This window comes from Agrobacterium sp. OT33 (assembly GCF_017313365.1).
Lineage (GTDB): Bacteria > Pseudomonadota > Alphaproteobacteria > Rhizobiales > Rhizobiaceae > Agrobacterium > Agrobacterium rhizogenes_A.
The window spans coordinates 405,307-423,825 of the sequence record NZ_JAFLMZ010000001.1 but is presented as its reverse complement, the minus strand read 5'-3'; the positions used below and the strand labels follow the sequence as shown (position 1 = coordinate 423,825).

The following is an 18,519-nucleotide window of genomic DNA, read 5'->3' as shown; positions in this document are numbered from 1 at the left end:
TATTATTTATCCATGATTCTGTTTTCCTGTCAAGCGGAGGTGTAGCGCTCTTCTTTTTCGCAGGTTTTTCACTACCTTGAAGGGGTGAAGCACACCGAGTCCCCCACTTCCGGCACACATGTCGGCACCTTGCCCCTTCCATTCCAGAAATGGTTTGCTGAAAAAGGGTGGTCTCCGCGCGCCCATCAATTGGAATTGATGGCGCGGGCGCGTGGTGGTGAAAACATGCTGCTGATCGCGCCGACGGGTGCCGGCAAGACGCTGGGCGGCTTCATGGCTTCGCTCACGGATCTGGCGGAGCGCGGCAAGGTGCCGGCGGGCTCCGGTTTCGTCGGTGTGCACACGCTTTATATCTCGCCGCTCAAGGCGCTGGCGGTGGATATAGAGCGCAACCTGACAAAACCCGTCTTCGAAATGGGTCTGCAAATCTCCATTGAAACCCGCACCGGCGATACGCCGCAGGGCAAACGTCAGCGCCAGAAGGTCAAGCCGCCCGATATTCTGCTGACGACGCCTGAACAGGTGTCGCTGCTGCTGGCCAACAAGGAAGCGGAACGCTTTTTCCGTGACCTGAAATATGTGGTGCTGGACGAGCTGCATTCGCTCGTCACCTCCAAACGCGGCCATCTGCTGGCGCTGGCGCTTGCCCGGGTGCGCCGGCATGCGCCCGATGTGCGTTTCATCGGCCTTTCGGCGACGGTGGCGGAGCCGATGGATTTGCGCCGTTATCTCGCGCCGCAGGGGCAGGGTGAGCCTCCCGCTGGCCTCATCACCGTCGAAGGCGGGGCAAAGCCGGATATTTCCATCCTGAATACGGAAGAGCGCATCCCATGGTCCGGCCATTCAGCACGTTACGCCATGAAGGATTTGTATGCTGCGCTGAAGGATCACCAGACGACGCTGATATTCGTCAACACCCGCTCACAGGCGGAGCTGATCTTCCAGGAACTCTGGACCATCAATGACGACAACCTGCCGATTGCGCTGCATCACGGTTCGCTGGATGCCGGCCAGCGCCGCAGGGTGGAAGCGGCCATGTCGGAGAACAGATTGCGCGCCGTCGTCGCCACCTCCACGCTCGATCTCGGCATAGACTGGGGCGATGTCGATCTCGTCGTGCATGTCGGCGCGCCGAAAGGGGCGAGCCGCCTTGCCCAGCGCATCGGCCGCGCCAATCACCGCATGGACGAGCCGTCAAAGGCGATCCTCGTTCCCGCCAACCGTTTCGAGGTGATGGAGTGCCGGGCAGCACTTGATGCCAATTATATCGGCGCGCAGGATACGCCCCCCATTGCCGAAGGCGCGCTCGATGTTCTCGCCCAGCATGTGCTCGGCATGGCCTGCGCCGAACCTTTCGATGCCGAAGATCTCTATCGGGAAGTAACGAGCGCTTCGCCCTATGCCGATCTGCCGCGCACCACCTTCGACCGGGTGGTGGATTTCACCGCGACAGGCGGTTATGCGCTGCGGACCTACGAGCGCTACGCCCGCATCCGCCAGATGAAGGATGGCCGCTGGCGCGTTTCCAATCCGGCGGTCGCACAGCAATATCGCCTGAACCTCGGCACTATCGTCGAGGCCGCTGAACTCAATGTCCGCATGGTCAAGCGTAATGCCAAAGGCACGGTCGGCCGTGGCGGCATGTCGCTCGGCAAGGTCGAGGAATATTTCCTCGAGCAGCTGGTGCAGGGCGATACGTTCCTGTTTGCCGGCAAGGTGCTGCGCTTCGAAGGTATCCGCGAGAATGAATGCCTGGTGTCGCAGGCCTTCTCCATGGACCCGAAGATACCCTCCTATGCCGGCGGCAAGTTCCCGCTTTCCACCTACCTCGCGGATCAGGTGCGCTCCATGCTTGCCGATCCTGCCCGCTGGCAGGCGCTTCCGGATCAGGTGCGTGACTGGCTGGCGATCCAGAAGGAAAAATCGATCATCCCCAAGCGTGAGGAACTGCTGGTCGAGACGTTCCCCTTCCGCAAACGCTTCTTCATGGTCATGTACCCCTTCGAGGGACGGCTGGCGCACCAGACGCTGGGCATGCTTCTGACGCGGCGGCTGGAACGGGCCGGCGCAAAACCCATGGGTTTCGTCGCCACCGATTATTCGCTCGCCATCTGGGCCATGGAAGACATCGGCCTGCGGCTGAAATCCCGCCGCCTGTCGCTGGCAAATCTTCTCGATGAGGATATGCTGGGCGACGATCTGGAGGCATGGCTGGACGAATCCTTCATGCTGAAGCGCACTTTCCGCAACTGCGCCGTCATTTCCGGCCTCATCGAGCGCCGTCATCCGGGCAAGGAAAAGACCGGCCGGCAGGTCACGGTCTCCGCCGATCTTATTTATGACGTTCTTCGCAGCCATGAGCCGGATCATATACTGCTGGAAGCGACGCGGCGCGATGCGGCGGCGGGACTTTTGGACATTGGCCGTCTTGGCGATATGCTGAAGCGAATCAAGGGCCACACCACCCACCGCGCGCTGGAACATGTCTCGCCGCTTGCCGTTCCGGTCATGCTGGAAATCGGCCGCGAGACGGTGGCGGGCGAGGCGATGGACGATGTGCTTGCCGAGGCCGCCGACGAGCTGATCGCGGAAGCCATGTCCTGAAGCATCTGAGCGGAATGAAGGAACAAGGGTAAAAGTGCTGAGCCGGCTGACATTGAGCGAGCGATTTTCGAATGGCTTCGAATGCCTTGGCAGCGAAACCGCCATCCATGGCGTTGCCGCCTGGTGCGATCCGCTCGGCGGGCTTTACCTGCCGGACCTGTCGCTGCTCGTCGTCTCCGACCTGCATCTTGAAAAGGGCGCCGCCTTCGCCCGGCGCGGGCGCATGCTGCCGCCCTACGACACCATCGCCACCCTCAAAATCCTTTCTTCGCTCGTCAGCCGCTACGATCCGAAGGTCGTGGTCAGCCTCGGCGACAATTTCCACGACCGCGTCGGGTCAGAGCATTTGCCGCCCATGTTGCGGGAACTCATCCGTGAAATGGCCCGTGGCCGCGAATGGATATGGATCAACGGCAATCACGATCCGGATGGCACCGTCGATCTGCCGGGCTCTTCGGTGGACGAGATGTTTTACGGCAATCTCACCTTCCGCCATGAGCCGAAGCTGGGCGATGCCGCCGGGGAAATTGCCGGGCACCTGCATCCTTCCGCGACGGTTCGCCGCCGTGAAAAGACGGTGCGGCGGCCCTGTTTCGCCACGGATGGCTCACGTCTGTTGATGCCGGCATTCGGGGTCATGAGCGGCGGGCTGGATTTGCGCCATAAGGCCATGCGCGGCCTGTTCGATCATGCGGCGCTCGTCGCGCATCTGATGGGTCGGGACCGCATCTATCCGGTGCGGTTTTCCAGTCTGCTCGGCTGAGCGTATCATCGCCGTTATCTCTTTGTTTTACGCATTGTCCGGACGTAAAACCGCTGCGCACTTTTGACGGAAATGCTCTATTGCCGGTAGACCAGAACCGGTATCTTCGAATTCTTCAGCACCTTGGCCGTGACGCTGCCGAGCAGCATTTCGATGAAGCTCCTACGCCGGTGCGAGGCCATGGCGATGAGGTCGCAGCCGGTCTTGTCGGCGATTTCGATGATCGCCTCGTCCGGCCGCCCCGCACGCGCCAGCAGCGCCTCGCAATCGAGCCCCATGGCCGCGGCATGGGCTTGCGTATCGCGCAGCAGATGCTCCGCTTCCTCACAACGGTGGAATTCTTCTTCGGCAATGGCGGCAATGTCCTCGACGTCGCTCGCAATCACGTGGAAGGGTTCCGATACCGTCACGACAGTCACCTTTGCGCCTGCCTCCCTGGCGAGAGCGAACCCTTGGTCGATTGCGATCTGCGCCAGCGGCGAGCCATCGGTGGGAATGAGAATGTGCTTGAACATGACATTTCTCCTTTTCATCCCGGTCACAACCGCACTTACCGCCATGATCTGCGTGCGTGGTTGTAACGCCTTGAATTTTACCGCAAACCGTTAAAGGAAGCGAATGCTATCTTTATCCCCCGGCCGCGGCCGGCGATCTCTTTTTCGGGATGAAAAAAGTCAGTCCTTGCGGAAGATGATGCTGGCGCCCCAGCCGGTCACGACGGCCAGCAGAACGCAGAGCGCGCCGTAAGCAAGCGGCGTCTGGTGCGCCGCATCGGTGATCGCCTGCTCCATGCCGGTCTTGACGACGCGCAGTTTCAGCTCGCGCTGGGCGATGAATTTGCCGCTCTTGAAGAGATAGGCGCGCGCCGTATGCACGCCATTCGGCACGTTGGCGGGCAGACGAAGCGTCGCCCAGAACAGGCCGGTGCGCTCAAGTCTCACCCCGGTCGTGTCATTGCGATAGATGCCGCTTGAAAGCTTCAGGCGCCGATAGGCCTCCTGAAAATCGAAGACATTGTCGGGCACGCCGGAAAACACCGCGCTTTTGAGCGACAGATGATCGACGCCGAGCCCCATGGCCCGCAAGGTCCCGGCAGAAGCGATATCGGTAATGTCGCGCGTGCTGGCCATGGAATAGGATTCCGGCAGCGGCGTGAAGGTGATCGCACTGGTATTGATCCAGATGCCCGCAACACGCTCCTTCTTGCGCACGGTCATATAGTCGGTCGGACCTTCCAGCGTGACGACAATATCATACTGGCCGATTGCAAGAAGCAGCTGGTCGGTATTGTTGAGTGCGCCGAAAAGGGTGAAATCCGCCCCGCGAAAATCCGACGCGATGGGAATTTCCGTCGTCGATGCGCCGATTTCGATATTTTCCTGCAATGGCCGCTGTTGCGGGCCGGGCGGCAGGGCAAGCGGTGGTGTCTGCGCCCAGGCGGCTCCGCCAAGCGCAAAGCAGGGTAACAGGAAAAGCGCCACAAGCAGCAGGCGGAAGGTCAATAGCCCAGCCCCCCCACGGCGACCGAAAACAGGTCTTCGGGCCGCACCACCAGCGATACGGCAAGGCGGAGGGCGACGGCGAGGACGAGAAGCGCCAAAAGCGCGCGCAGCTGTTCACCGCGTAGTTTTTGCCCCACACGCACGCCATATTGCGCGCCGATGACGCCCGCCACCATCAGGATGAAGGCCAGCACCACGTCGACGGAATAGTTGGTCGCCGCCTGCACGATGGTCGTATAGGCGGTCACGAAAATGATCTGGAACAGCGAAGTGCCCACGACCACATTGGTCGGGATGCGCAGCAGATAGATCATCGCCGGAACCATGATGAAACCGCCGCCGACACCCATGATCGAGGTGAGGATGCCGATGCCGAATCCGAGGGTGACGACGGGAATGATGCTGAGATAGATCTTTGATTTCTTGAACCGCATTTTCAGCGGCAGGCGGTGCACCCAGTTGTGATGGCCCGGCCGGCGCAGCGTCACCGTTTCGTTGCGGGCCGCGCGGCGGAGGGCCGAAATGCTCTCCTTCAGCATCAGCCCGCCGACAGTGCCGAGCAGAATGACGTAGAGCAGCGAGACGATGAGATCGAGCTGGCCGATACTGCGCAGGAAGGAGAATATCCATACGCCGATCGTCGCCCCGACCAGACCGCCGACCAGCAGCACGCTACCGAGTTTGACATCCAGCGTGCCGCGCCGGAAATGCGTGATAGAGCCGGAGACGGAGGAGGCAACCACCTGGTTTGCGCCGGTCGCCACGGCCACCACGGGTGGAATATTGTAGAAGATCAGAAGCGGGGTGATCAGAAAGCCGCCGCCCACCCCGAACATGCCGGACAGAAAACCGACGGCCGCGCCCATGCCGAGAATGATGAAAATATTCACCGACAGTTCTGCGATCGGCAGATAGACAGTCACGGCTCGGACCTCGGGCAAATGGTTCCGGGCGGCAGGGCTTGTCCGGGTAGGGGGCCGCGCCGCGATTTACACTTTCTGTCTGAAAAGACCGGGCATGCCCGGCCTTCATCCGTCATGCCCGCGAGGGCCTGACCTGTCAACATTCAACGGTAAATACGTTGATAATTTGGAAAGATAGCGGTCGTGCGTGGGCAGGCCGCCACATTCCTGCACCGGGTCGCACGGAAGCGGCCGAAAGGCCGCTTCGTATGTGAAGCAGAGGTTATTTGTTGCGGGCGAGAAGCGCAGTCACCAGTTCGTTGGTAATGCGCCCGTCCGGCGTCTGGCCGACGGATTTCTGGAAGTCCTTGATGGCGGTCACGGTGTTCTTGCCGAGCTTGCCATCCGGCTGGCCGGCATCAAAGCCGTTCTTGTTCAGGATCGCCTGAATGTTGCGGATCGCCTTTTCCATGTCCACGGAGGCGGTCTTCACCCCCTCCTTGCCGGCCCATTCCTCCGGCGGATTGACACTGTTGGCGTCCTCCGAAAGCGGCTTTACCTTCCATGCCTCCATCTTGGCCTTGGCGCTCTGAAGCTGCTGCGGGTTCATCGCTCCGGCAACCTCGTCGCGCTTCTGGGCGGCGTCCGCGTCTCCATCCTTGGCGGCAATGGCGAACCATTTGTAGGATTCCTCGATATCCTGCTTCACGCCGCTGCCACGGGCATAAAGAATGGCGAGGTTGAACTGGCTGTCGCGCACACCGAGTTCGGAAGCCTTGATGAACCATTGTGCCGCAGAGGCGAAATCCGGCTGGCCGGCCGCATCGGACGCAAGCAGGACCGCGAGATTGTGCATGGCGCCGGCATTGCCCTGTTCAGCAGCCAGCGTGTAATAGCGCTTGGCTTCGGGCAGGTTGCGCTCGACGCCGTTCGCCTTCTCGTAAAGATTGGCGAGACGATATTGCGCCGGCGCAAGGCCGCGATCCGCCGCGAGCTTGTACCATTTCGCGGCTTCCGCACGGTCGGCGGTAACACCGCGACCATCGGTATAACGCGTGGCGATCTCGAACAGCGCCTGGGTGTCGCCCTTGGCGGCGGCTTCGGCTAGCGATGCGGGCTCGATGCCGGCGGGGACCGCGATGGCGTCCTGGTCGGGAACGGCCGTGGTGGTGACCTCGGCCGGTTTCGGCGCGTTGTTCTGCGCGACGGTGTCGGAATCTGCCGCATCCACGGCGGGAACATCGGCGACCGGCGGCTCGTCAGGCAGCGGCGCGCCGCCGACGGTGCGGGGATCGATGGTGTTCTGCGCGGGTGCGCCGTTCTCGATGCTGTCGGCCGATGCCGCCTGCTCCGGATCGATGGCGAGATCGGACGGAATGGTCACAGCCTTCTCACCGGCTTCGGGAAGCGCGGAAACCGGGCCATTATCCATCTTCTGCTCGATGACCGGTGCCGGGGCTTCGGCGCCGCCGATCAGCGTCTTGACGAGCGGCATGGTCATCATGGCGAGAAGAATGGCGCCGATGCCGAGCAGCAACGGACGGCGATAGCGCGAAAGCGCCGAGCCCTCGGCCTTGCGGCTCTTCTTGCCGGTTTCAAGCTTCTCCGGCGATGTTTCCATGGCGGCGGCCTGCGCTGCGCGGCGGGCAGCGGCGATGAAATCTGTCCGTCCTTCGGCATCCGCAGCCTTGCCGCTGGCGGCCACCTGGCTGGCGCGCACGCGTTCCAGTATCTTCTTGATATCAGGCGCACCCGAACCCGGTTCCAGAAGTTCGTTTTCCTGGCCCGCCGGCAGAACGTCAATCGGATCGAGCGAGGGGGCGGGTTCCACCTGCGTGCGGGTGGAGGCGGCCGATACGGGTTCTTCCACGGCTTTGACGGTCTTCGCCGTGCCGGCCTTGAACCGTTTCGTCAGCCCGGCAAGCAGGCTCTTCTTTTCCGCCTTGGCGGGCTTGGCGGCGGCGGGCGGCACGACGGCCATCGCATCCGCGTCCTTCTCGTCAGCATCGAGAATGGCCTGCTCTTCAGCGATATAACCTTCCTCCGGGAAAATGGCGGCCGGCATGGCCACCTCTTCGCGGGCGGGGGCGGCGATAGGCTGCGCGACGTTGCGGGGCGCGGCCTCTTCGCGGTAGGCGGGAGCGTTGTCGAGGCTGTCGAGACGGCCTGCGATCTGCACCAGCGTTTCATGCAGCGCTTCGAAAGTACGGTGTGTGCGTTCTTCGGTGTTGCGGCTCAGGGCTTCGAGGTTGCGCAGATCGGTCGCGAGATCCGTCAGCATCGTCATGTCGGCGAGGTTTGTGCCGGCAGAGAGGTTGTTGCGTGTATAGGCGTCGAGAACCGCCTCGGCGGCCTGCCGGGCCGCTTCGATGATATATTCGTCGTTCGACGCCATATAGTCCTCGATCGCCGCCATGCGGGCGTCGAGTTCCGGCGACAGGCTTGCCTGCGTGTGCACGGGCTGGCTGATCAGCGTGGAGAGATGGGCGATCTGGTTTTCGAGGCTTGCCAGCGCATGGCTGTCTGCCGGTGCGGCATGGGCGCTCTCATCCAGACGGGCAGCGATATTGCCGAGCCGTTCTTCCAGACGTGAGAAGGCGCTTTCGCTGAGGCCCGGTGCCGGTTGCGGCTGGCTGTAGCGATAGTCGAGGTCCTCGATGCGACGCGAGAGCGTATCGAGCCGCTCGGCGAGGCCGTCATTGACGGCGCCATGATCCATCGCATCGATCTTGCGGGAAATGTCGCTGAGGAAAGACGTCAGTTCCGCCTGCTGCGAGGGGCGCTGCGACCGCTCCAGAAGCAGCGAAAGCTGGTCCAGCCGCTCGTGCAGCTGGGCGGCGTCGCGGGCGGTGCTGAGCTCATCGATCTTGCCGGCCAGCGCTTCGAGGCGGGCGGTGAGGTCCTGCGCCGGTTCCGGCTTGGCGGCGGCAAGCCGGTTGATATCGCCGAGCTGTTCGGCAAGACCGTTCAGACGGGTTTCCAGCCGCTGCGCCAGCGCATTGTCCGTGGCCTGCGCATTGGCGCGCGTGCCGGTAGCGGCAATGGCGCGGCTGATTTCGTCGAGCCGCTGGTCGAGGCCGGAAAACTGTTCGGTAAAGGCCGCTTCGTTCGGCTGCATGTGCTTGCCGAGCTGCTCCACGGCGCTGGCAATCGCGATCAGCTTGTCTTCGAGCACGCGCACGGCCGGATTGTTGCTCATGCCACCAAGCTGCGTTTTGATGTCATCGAGACGATAGGCGAGCGAAACGATTTCGTCCTGCAACGCGCCCGCATCGAAACCGCGCAGCGTGTCTTCCACATTGTTCCAGCGGCTTTCGATCCGGTGCACGCTGTCCTCACGCGCAAGCTGGTCGATCGTCAGGCGCAGGTCCTCGAACTCGTTGCGCAGCCCGTAGGCGTCGGGAGATGCCAGATTGCCGAGCTGGTCGATGCTGCCGGCAAGCCGTGCGATGTCGTCGCGCAGGTCACCGATGAATTGCTGGTCTTCCGCCACCGCGCGGATATTGCGGATTTCGGCGCGCAGTCCCTGCGCCTCGCGGGCGACGCCCTCGGTTATATCGTGCTTCAACTCGTGCCGGAGATTGACCAGCGCCTGCGCGATCTCCTGCAGGGCCACATCATTGCGCTGCTGCTCCTGATAGGGCGGAATGGCCCGCGCACGCGGGGCGGAGGAGGCGGCCGCGGCTTGCGTGTCCCTTGGCCGGTATTCCGGCGCAAGCGGTCTGGTAATGGTTCGTTCCGGACGTGCCGCCGGTTCCTGGGGACGCTGGAAGCTCGTCTCCAGAAGGCGCTGGCGCTGGCGAATTTCGTTGACAGGGTCGAGTTGTGGCGGGGTGACGCTGGCGCGCGGCTCACGCGGCACGGCATAGGCCTCGCTCTTCGGCTCGGCCTGTGCGCTCGCGGCGCGGGGCTCGCGCGGGAACTTCTGGCTCATCAGCCCTTCAATGCGGGCTTCAAGGCCTTCAATGGTGCGATTGAGCGCATCAAGAGACGATCTGTCGCCTGGCTGTTGGGTTTTCGATCGCAATCCGTTCATCTTCTCGCTCGCTTCGCTTCCGCCCGCCGTGCCCGGTTGTCTGTCGCGACGTTGCCTGCCTGGGCATGCCGTCGCCGCAACATGCAGCAATTCCAGAGCCGGTATTTGCCCCCTGGAGGAAAATGCGCCGATGAACGAAGCAGTTACCTCTTGTCGGAGAATTCACGAAACGTGGTAAAGAAGTGGTTAACTATGGTCGGAATTTTTTAACTTTTGTGGCGCATGGCGGGCCTGTGCCCGGCCGGACGTCCATTCGGTAAAAAAGGCGAGGCGATATTCAGCGGAAATTTATTTGACGTTTACGCGCACGTCAAATATTGTCGTCCCATATCGCCGGATCGGCTCCGGCTGCCACGATGCGGAGGAACATCGGTAATGCCTGTTTACAAGGCCCCAGTCAAAGACACGCTTTTTATCCTGAACGACGTTCTCGGCCTGGAGCGGTATAACAACCTGCCCGGCTTCGAGGATGCAACCCCTGACATGATCGAGGCCATCACTGGCGAGGCAGCGAAGCTTGCCGAAGAGCGGCTTTTCCCGCTCAACCTTTCCGGCGACAGCCAAGGCTGCAAGCGCGCCGATGACGGGTCGGTTTCCGTGCCTGACGGTTTCAAGGACGCTTATGACGCCTATTGCGAAGGCGGCTGGATCGGCCTTGCCGTTCCGCCGGAATTCGGCGGGCAGGGCCTGCCCTATACGCTGCACGCCGCCATCGGCGAATATATGTCGTCGGCCAACCTGTCGCTGATGATGTATCCCGGCCTGACGCAGGGGGCGATTGCCGCGATCCTCGTGCATGGCACGCAGGAACAGAAGGACACCTATCTGCCGAAGATGGTCGAAGGCACATGGTCCGGCACCATGAACCTGACCGAACCCCATTGTGGCACCGATCTCGGCCTTCTGCGCACCAAGGCCGTGCCGCAGGCTGACGGCAGCTACAAAATTTCCGGCCAGAAGATTTTCATCTCCGCCGGCGAACATTCCATGACGGACAATATCGTCCATCTGGTGATCGCCCGCATCGAAGGCGCGCCTGAGGGCACCAAGGGCATTTCGCTCTTCATCGTGCCGAAGTTCCTGGTCAAGGAAGACGGCACGCCGGGCGAGCGCAACGGCGTCACCTGCGGCGCCATCGAACACAAGATGGGCATTCACGGCAATGCCACCTGCGTCATGAATTACGACGACGCGACGGGTTATCTGCTCGGCGCAGAAAACAAGGGCCTTTCGGCCATGTTCGTGATGATGAACGAGGCTCGCCTCGGCGTCGGCCTGCAGGGGCTTTCGGTGGGTGAGATCGCCTATCAGAACGCGGTCGAATACGCCCGTGAGCGCATTCAGGGCCGCTCGCTTTCGGGCGCCAAGTTCCCGGACAAGAAGGCCGATCCGATCATCGTGCATCCCGATATCCGCCGCACGCTGATGACCATCAAGGCCTATAACGAGGCCGGCCGCGCTTTCCTTCTGTGGACCGCGCTGCAATCCGACATCGCCCACCGCGCCACCGACGAAAAGCAGCGCCAAGTGGCGGACGACCTGCTCGGCCTCGTCACACCGATCCTGAAAGGCGTTTTGACCGACAAGGGCTTCGACCATGCCGTGATGGCGCAGCAGGTCTTCGGCGGCCATGGCTACATCGAGGAACATGGCATGAGCCAATATGTCCGCGATGCGCGTATCACCATGATCTACGAAGGTGCCAACGGCATTCAGGCGCTTGATCTGGTCGGCCGCAAGCTCGGCATGAATGGCGGCCGCGCCGTCATGGCGCTGTTCAAGGAAATCGGTGATTTCTGCGAGGAAAACCGTGCCGATGAAAAGCTCAGCCTTTACACCAAGGGCCTGAAGAAGGGCTTGAACGACCTGCAGGCCGCAACCATGTGGTTCATGCAGAACGCCATGGCCAAGCCCGACAATGCCGGTGCCGGTTCGACCGACTACATGCATCTCTTCGGCATCGTGGTGCTGGGCTACATGCAGGCGCGCATGGCGAAAGCGGCGAGCGAAGCGCTTGCCGCAGGCAGCGCTTCGGACGAGGATTACCTCAAGACCAAGCTTGTCACGGCGAAGTTTTATATGGAGCGCATCATGCCGGAAACGGCGCTGCGCAAGGCCCGCATCGAAACCGGCGCGGACACCATGATGGAACTGGCTGCGGAAGCATTCTGAGGACGAGGGTTTCGATGGTTACTAAGGCAGATTTAACAGATTGGGTAGTCGAGGCGCTAAAGGCGAATAAAGGCGAAGGATCTATTCTGTACGTAGCCCAGTATATTTGGGACCATCATGAAAAGGACCTGCGCGGGCATGATCTTTTTTATTCGTGGCAATATGACATGCGATGGGCAGCGACGGAGTTGAGAAAAAAAGGCTGTCTGGTTGCCGCTGATGACGATCGCCGCGGAAAATGGACGCTTAAATGAGTTTGGTGCACTGAGAATACGGTGCAAGGGAGAGAGTTTATGACCGACGTTTTTATCTACGACCATGTCCGCACCCCGCGCGGACGCGGCAAGAAGGATGGCAGCCTGCATGAGGTGCCTTCCGTTCGCCTGGCCGCCAAGACGCTGGAAGCCATCCGCGACCGCAACGGGCTGGACACCTCCACTGTCGACGACATCATCATGGGCTGTGTCGATCCTGTCATGGATGCTGGTGCGGTGATCCCCAAGGCCGCGGCCTTCGAGGCCGGTTATTCCAACAGGGCGCCGGGCATGCAGATCTCGCGCTTCTGCGCCTCGGGTCTGGATGCCATCAACTTCGCGGCCGGCAAGGTCAAGGCCGGGTCTGACGATATTGTCATTGCCGGCGGCGTTGAAAGCATGTCCCGTGTCGGCATGGGCATGTCGGGCGGCGCCTGGTACATGGACCCCTCGGTCAACTTCCCGGCCTTCTTCATGCCGCAGGGCGTCTCGGCCGATCTCATCGCCACCAAATACGGCTTCTCCCGTGACGATGTCGACGCCTATGCCGTTGAGAGCCAGAAGCGCGCGGCGCATGCCTGGGAAAAGGGCTATTTCAACAAGTCGGTCATTCCGGTGAAGGACCAGAACGGTCTGACGATCCTTGACCGTGACGAGCATATGCGTCCCGGCACGGACATGCAGGCGCTCGCCTCGCTCAACCCGTCCTTCCAGATGCCGGGTGAAATGGGCGGCTTCGAAGCCGTTGGCATCATGGCCCACCCGGAAGTGGAGCGGATCAATTATGTCCATCACGCCGGCAATTCGTCCGGCATCGTGGATGGCGCCGCTGCCGTGCTGGTTGGCTCGAAGGCGGGCGGCGAGGCGATGGGTGTGAAACCGCGCGCCCGCATCAAGGCTTTCGCCAATATCGGCTCCGACCCGGCGCTGATGCTGACCGGCCCGGTGGATGTGACCGAGAAGCTTCTGAAAAAGACCGGCATGTCGATTGCCGATATCGATCTTTTTGAACTGAACGAGGCCTTCGCCGCTGTTGTGCTGCGTTACTGCCAAGCCTTCGACATCGGCCACGACCGGATGAACGTCAATGGCGGCGCCATCGCCATGGGCCATCCGCTCGGTGCAACCGGCGCGATGATCCTCGGCACGGTGCTGGATGAACTGGAGCGGCGCGATCTGAACACCGCGCTCGTCACGCTCTGCATCGGCGCAGGCATGGGCACGGCGACGGTTATCGAGCGGGTTTGAGAGGCTTCGGCTGACACCGCAACGGTTCCTCCGTCATCCTCGGGCTTGACCCGAGGATCTATCCCCGGTGCTTGGATCCTCGGGTCAAGCCCGAGGATGACGGAAAAAGCGAAGCGGCCATGAAGATTCAGGGAAGAGGAATCCCAAATGAGCACTTACACCAATTTCACCATCGAGACGGACGCAGACGGCATTGCCCTCGTCACCTGGGACATGCCGGAAAAATCCATGAACGTCTTCACCTCTGAGGTGATGGACGAGCTGAACGCCATTCTTGACGCGACTGTCGCCGATAGTGCCATCAAGGGTGTCGTCTTCACCTCAGGCAAGAGCACGTTTTCCGGCGGTGCCGATCTTTCGATGATCAAGTCGATGTTCTCCTTCTACAATGACGAGAAGGCGAAGAACCCGGATCAGGCGGCGGCAAAGCTGTTCGAACTCGTCGGCCGCATGACGGGCCTGTTCCGCAAGATCGAGACCAATGGCAAGCCCTGGGTTTCCGCCATCAATGGCACCTGCATGGGTGGCGCTTTCGAACTGTCGCTCGCCTGCCATGGCCGTGTGGCCTCCAATGCCAAGAACCTCAAGATCGCCCTGCCGGAAGTCAAGGTCGGCATTTTCCCCGGCGCCGGCGGCACCCAGCGCGTGCCGCGCCTGACGGACGCGCAGTCGGCGCTGCAGATGATGACGACCGGCCAGTCGCTGACCGGCGCGCGCGCCAAGGCCATGGGACTGGTGCACCAGGTGGTGGAGCCGGATCAGCTGGTCGCAACCGCAAAGCAGATGATCAAGGACGGCCTGAAGCCGGTCGCGCCCTGGGATGAAAAGGGCTTCAAGGCCCCCGGCGGCGGCATCTGGACGCCGGCCGCAGCCCAGCTGTGGCCTGCCGCGCCGGCCATCCTGCGTCGGGAAAGCGCCGGCAACTATCCGGCCGCCCTCGCCATCCTCAAATGTGTTTATGAGGGCCTGCAATTGCCCTTCGATACGGCGCTGAAGGTGGAGCAGCGTTATTTCACCGAAATCCTTCGCTCGAAGGAAGCCTTCGGCATGATCCGCTCGCTGTTCATCTCCATGCAGGAACTGGGCAAGGGCGCGCGTCGCCCGGCCGGCCAGCCGAAGACGGAGTTCAAGAAGGTCGGCGTTGTCGGCGCGGGCTTCATGGGCGCTGCGGTCGCTTACGTCACCGCCGCAGCCGGCATCCCCGTAGTGCTGGTAGACCGCGATCAGGAAGCCGCTGACAAGGGCAAGGGCCATTGTGAGGAAAGCGTCAAGGCCGCCATCGGCAAGGGCAGGCTGACACAGGATGAGGGCAAGGCCCTGCTCGACCTCGTCACCCCGACGGCGGATTACAAGGCCCTCTCCGATGCCGATCTCGTCATCGAGGCCGTCTTCGAAGACCGCGACGTGAAGAAGGCCGTCATCGAGGCTGTGGAAGCCGTGTTGCCCGAAGGTGCGATCTTCGCTTCCAACACCTCCACCTTGCCGATCACGGGCCTTGCGAAGAACTCGAAGCGCCCGACCGATTTCATCGGCATCCACTTCTTCTCGCCGGTCGAGAAGATGATGCTGACGGAAGTGATCCTTGGCAAGGAAACCGGCGACAAGGCGCTCGCCGTCGCGCTGGATTATGTCGCGAAGATCAAGAAGACCCCGATTGTGGTGAACGATACGCGCGGCTTCTTCGTCAATCGCTGCGTGCTGCGCTACATGGCGGAAAGCTACGACATGTTGATCGAAGGCGTGCCCGCCGCCATGATCGAAAATGCCGCGAAATTCGCCGGCATGCCGGTCGGCCCGCTGGCGCTGAACGATGAGGTGGCGATCGATCTTTCCTACAAGATTCTGAAAGCCACCGTCGCCGATCTCGGCGAAAAGGCCGTCGATCCGCGCCATATGGAACTGGTGAAAAAGCTGGTGGAAGGCGAGGGCCGTTTTGGCCGCAAGAACGCCAAGGGCTTCTACGATTATCCGGAAAAGCCCGCCAAGAAGTCCCTCTGGCCCGGCCTGAAGGACCTCTATCCGCAGCAGAAGCCTGAAGACGTGGACATGGAGGTGCTGAAACAGCGCTTCCTCGTTACCGTGGCGCTGGAAGCCGCCCGCACGGTGGAAGAAGGTATCGTCACCGACCCACGTGAGGCCGATGTCGGCTCCATCCTCGGTTTCGGTTTCGCGCCCTATACCGGCGGCGCGCTGTCCTACATCGACGGCATGGGTGTGAAGAACTTCGTCGCGCTCGCCGAAAAGCTCAGCGAGACCTACGGCCCACGCTTCAAGCCGACACCGCTCCTGAAGGACATGGCCGCCAAGGGCGAAACCTTCTATGGTCGCTTCGATCCCTATGCCAGCGCCGCCAAGGCGGCCTGAGGCTTCAAGTGAGACATTGAACAGGCCCTTCGGGGCCTGTTTTATTATGCCCGTTTCCCCGCTTACCGTGCATCCTTTGCCGGACTGGGGCGTTGAAAAGGCTGACCGGGCAAAAGCGCCCGCCGCCCATAATTCAGCACGCCTCAGGAGACAGCGATGAAAGCCCCACTGCGACCCCACGGTTTCGACAAGCCCTCGGACATTGACGACCATCTGGCCGAACTGGAAGAGGAGGCCGTGGAGCAGAAGGTCGCAAAGCCCGCTGCCCGAAGGTCACGTGCATCCGTCCCGAAGGAACCTTCGTTGCGCGCTGAACTGGATGACCTGCGCAAGCAGCTCGAACAAATCCGCCGTGACGTAAAACGGCTGGAGGCCACCTCCCGCCCGGTGCGCCATGCCGTGGATGCCAGGCAGGATCGGGAGCGCGAGAATTCACGCCTGATGACGGTGGTGCGCTCTGTCGCCATCACCTCGCTCGCCAGCCGCATCTTCTCCTCTTCGCCCGTCATGGCGGCGCTGGTGGCCGTGGTGCCGTTTGCGCTTGGCCTTGCGGCACGGCGCAGCGAAGGGGCATAGATGCCCGCCTGCTGCGCCACCTCCGTCATCCACATTGGCCCTGCGTGAACCTGCCGCCTGCTGGATGTCGATCAGAGCGGGCGAATGGTGGATAGCGCTTTCCAGCCACAATCCGGCCTTCACCGGGCATCGATTCCAGCCATCCACAGGCGCCGTGAAAAAACTGTCAAAAAACTTCGCGATGGCGCTTGCCATGTCCGAACAAGATGTTATAACCCCGCTCACTTTCGGGGCACCAAACAGCCCCGCCCGCCAAAAGCGGAGGTTCTTCAAGGACCTGAAGTGCCCGGATAGCTCAGTTGGTAGAGCAGCGGATTGAAAATCCGCGTGTCGGTGGTTCAAATCCGCCTCCGGGCACCATTCTAAATACTTGGTATGACTATCTTTTTCCATCATTTGCCGCTTTCCATTGCACATCAGTTTGTCAAACTTTTTCTCAAAGTTTGACAACTTTCGTTTTTCGTTTGTTCAGTTCGGCCTCAAAATCGGCCGCAACGGCCTGTGCTTGTTTCGACCTGTCGGCACGGCGGGAATAGTGCGTCGCCATCGCTTCGGTGGCGTGGCCCAAGACAAGGGCGATGGTGGCGTTATCGCGCCCCATTTCTGCTAGGATCGTCCCGACAGTATGGCGTAGCCCCTCCAGGGCCAGGTTGAATGATGCCCGCCGCTGCCAACTTCTTTTTGATCTTGTCCCAATTCGCGCTGAAACCGTTATATGTCCACGGTCGGCCATGGCTGTTAGCGCACAGCGTAATCGCTCGGTGGATTGGCGCGGTTTTCAGCGCGTCTTGACGGGCGCAAAAAGCGGAAGATATCCGATAGTTTACGAGCCATACTGCGAAACTGTCAGCTATCGGTGCCCTTGCCGTAAGTGCCTCACCCTTCATGAGCGAGCGGGTTACGAAATCTGCCCTGTATGCTTTTGGGAAGACGATGGGCAAGATGACCCGTATGCTGACCAAGTGCGCGGTGGGTCGAACGGCGACATGTCCCTTACGCAGGCCCCATTGAACTACGCAAGGAAGAACGCTTTGTTAAATCTACCGCAAGCCGACTGACGAAGAAACTCCACTTTTATCCTTCACAGCTCCCAGGCCATAGTTGAAAAAAGGTAGACAAAACTCTCGCCATAATTGATTTAGGAAGGGGCTGAAGGGATGGGAAATGCGACTAGCGGAATGTACCTCTTACGAATGGGCATGCATACTGATTTCTGACGAGGTTACAGGTTGGTTAGCTTGGGTTTCGTCGATCGTAGGCTTCATCGCTTTCGCCATAACCTTGTACCAAATTTTCCAGATCAGGTCATCTACAATGAAGGCCGAGGCTGCTTTGGAGAAGGTCACCACCCACGTCGATGGTACAAATCTGGCGTACATAAGCAGTCAGTTGGATAGCGTGAAGGACTATGTCCGGTCTAACCGGCATGAGGCTGCAGGTGCGGTATTCAGTCCAATGATAAGAACGATTAGGCTACATGGCGCGGCTAGAGCCATGACCGAAGAAGAAACGGCAGAGCTGAACAGAGCGATTGATAGGGCAAACACGCAAATCAGTTGGGCCATTAGCTCCGATCCCAAATACAAGCAAAACTTAACTATACGGTATGTAGAAGCGCTCCTAGCGATTGTCACAGCATGGGAAAGCGATCTCGTCTCTAAAAACCGCAAGGAGATCCGCGATGAAAACCCTTGAGAACCTTGTTCCAAAACTCATTGAGAAAACTAGCGACAAATCATTGGATTGGACGCCGGGCGAACACTCGCAAATCTTCGAAGCCGAAATCGGCAAGCACGCCATCGCAGTTTGGGAATGGACCAGTGATGAGGATGGGACAGAAGGCGTTTCCCTCGGCATAAAACCTATAGGAGCCAAGACCTTTAGCGACGTTGTTTTCTACGACAAATACTCACCTCGTCACGACAAATTTTTGGAACTATATAGTTGTGCGCGACGAAGCGCACTTAAAATAGATCGAATGATTGCGGAAGTAGAAAAAGATTTGGAAGGTCTTTTTCCTTTTTAAGCGCTGAGAGATTCCGGCCGCTACGGTTGGACCCATGAAATTCCGGCTCGCAAATCTGATATCGTGAATGGA

Annotated in this window: 15 protein-coding genes and 1 tRNA gene; 11 read left to right on the top strand and 5 right to left on the bottom strand. The window is 60.6% G+C overall.

The features are described from left to right. Positions 1-84: 84 nt before the first annotated feature. Together JZX88_RS02070 and pdeM are read left to right on the top strand one after the other, a co-directional pair. Positions 85-2,604 (top strand): ligase-associated DNA damage response DEXH box helicase, encoded by a 2,520-nt coding sequence (locus JZX88_RS02070; RefSeq protein ID WP_206912383.1) that lies wholly within the window; start codon positions 85-87, stop codon positions 2,602-2,604. A gap of 34 nt (positions 2,605-2,638) precedes the next feature. Further along, positions 2,639-3,367 carry a ligase-associated DNA damage response endonuclease PdeM gene (gene pdeM / locus JZX88_RS02065; RefSeq protein ID WP_174028833.1) on the top strand — a complete coding sequence of 243 codons (729 nt, stop codon included), beginning with the start codon at positions 2,639-2,641 and terminating at the stop codon, positions 3,365-3,367. Between the two features lie 77 nt (positions 3,368-3,444). Here pdeM and JZX88_RS02060 read toward each other — a convergent pair whose 3' ends face one another. The 4 genes from JZX88_RS02060 to podJ form a co-directional block, all read right to left on the bottom strand. Beyond that, a complete protein-coding gene (locus JZX88_RS02060) occupies positions 3,445-3,882 on the bottom strand; it encodes a universal stress protein (RefSeq protein ID WP_065114800.1) in 438 nt (145 codons plus the stop codon). A gap of 159 nt (positions 3,883-4,041) precedes the next feature. Continuing rightward, positions 4,042-4,869: a TIGR02186 family protein gene (locus tag JZX88_RS02055; RefSeq protein WP_206912381.1), complete on the bottom strand. Its 828-nt coding sequence runs from the start codon at positions 4,867-4,869 to the stop codon at positions 4,042-4,044. Further along, the gene (locus JZX88_RS02050; protein ID WP_110755554.1) at positions 4,866-5,792 is read right to left on the bottom strand and encodes a sulfite exporter TauE/SafE family protein; all 927 of its coding nucleotides are present in this window, start codon (positions 5,790-5,792) and stop codon (positions 4,866-4,868) included. The genes JZX88_RS02055 and JZX88_RS02050 overlap by 4 nt, the downstream gene beginning before the upstream one ends. A gap of 262 nt (positions 5,793-6,054) precedes the next feature. After that, positions 6,055-9,807, bottom strand: a complete 3,753-nt coding sequence (podJ, locus tag JZX88_RS02045; protein ID WP_206912379.1) for a peptidoglycan-binding protein — start codon at positions 9,805-9,807, stop codon at positions 6,055-6,057. Between the two features lie 375 nt (positions 9,808-10,182). On the opposite strand from podJ, the gene JZX88_RS02040 reads away from it, so the two are divergent. From JZX88_RS02040 to JZX88_RS02015, 6 genes are all read left to right on the top strand, one after another. Beyond that, on the top strand, positions 10,183-11,979 hold the full coding sequence (locus JZX88_RS02040) for an acyl-CoA dehydrogenase C-terminal domain-containing protein (protein WP_206912376.1): 1,797 nt from the start codon (positions 10,183-10,185) through the stop codon (positions 11,977-11,979). A gap of 14 nt (positions 11,980-11,993) precedes the next feature. After that, positions 11,994-12,233 carry a hypothetical protein gene (locus JZX88_RS02035; RefSeq protein ID WP_206912375.1) on the top strand — a complete coding sequence of 80 codons (240 nt, stop codon included), beginning with the start codon at positions 11,994-11,996 and terminating at the stop codon, positions 12,231-12,233. Positions 12,234-12,272: 39 nt separating this feature from the next. Then, positions 12,273-13,481 (top strand): acetyl-CoA C-acetyltransferase, encoded by a 1,209-nt coding sequence (locus JZX88_RS02030; RefSeq protein ID WP_065114803.1) that lies wholly within the window; start codon positions 12,273-12,275, stop codon positions 13,479-13,481. Positions 13,482-13,628: 147 nt separating this feature from the next. Next, positions 13,629-15,845 carry a 3-hydroxyacyl-CoA dehydrogenase NAD-binding domain-containing protein gene (locus JZX88_RS02025; protein WP_110755550.1) on the top strand — a complete coding sequence of 739 codons (2,217 nt, stop codon included), beginning with the start codon at positions 13,629-13,631 and terminating at the stop codon, positions 15,843-15,845. A gap of 156 nt (positions 15,846-16,001) precedes the next feature. After that, on the top strand, positions 16,002-16,421 hold the full coding sequence (locus JZX88_RS02020; protein WP_206912373.1) for a hypothetical protein: 420 nt from the start codon (positions 16,002-16,004) through the stop codon (positions 16,419-16,421). Between the two features lie 284 nt (positions 16,422-16,705). Continuing rightward, positions 16,706-16,781: transfer RNA gene (locus JZX88_RS02015), tRNA-Phe, on the top strand. A gap of 76 nt (positions 16,782-16,857) precedes the next feature. Here JZX88_RS02015 and JZX88_RS02010 read toward each other — a convergent pair. Further along, positions 16,858-17,154, bottom strand: coding sequence for a hypothetical protein (locus JZX88_RS02010; RefSeq protein ID WP_206912371.1), 297 nt, complete (start codon positions 17,152-17,154; stop codon positions 16,858-16,860). Between JZX88_RS02010 and JZX88_RS26400 the strand changes: the two genes are divergently transcribed. From JZX88_RS26400 to JZX88_RS01995, 3 genes are all read left to right on the top strand, one after another. Further along, the gene (locus JZX88_RS26400) at positions 17,153-17,479 is read left to right on the top strand and encodes a CPCC family cysteine-rich protein (RefSeq protein ID WP_206912369.1); all 327 of its coding nucleotides are present in this window, start codon (positions 17,153-17,155) and stop codon (positions 17,477-17,479) included. The genes JZX88_RS02010 and JZX88_RS26400 overlap by 2 nt on opposite strands. Positions 17,480-17,585: 106 nt before the next feature. After that, positions 17,586-18,116 carry a hypothetical protein gene (locus JZX88_RS02000; protein ID WP_206912367.1) on the top strand — a complete coding sequence of 177 codons (531 nt, stop codon included), beginning with the start codon at positions 17,586-17,588 and terminating at the stop codon, positions 18,114-18,116. After that, a complete protein-coding gene (locus JZX88_RS01995) occupies positions 18,103-18,447 on the top strand; it encodes a hypothetical protein (protein WP_206912365.1) in 345 nt (114 codons plus the stop codon). The genes JZX88_RS02000 and JZX88_RS01995 overlap by 14 nt, the downstream gene beginning before the upstream one ends. Positions 18,448-18,519: the final 72 nt, after the last annotated feature.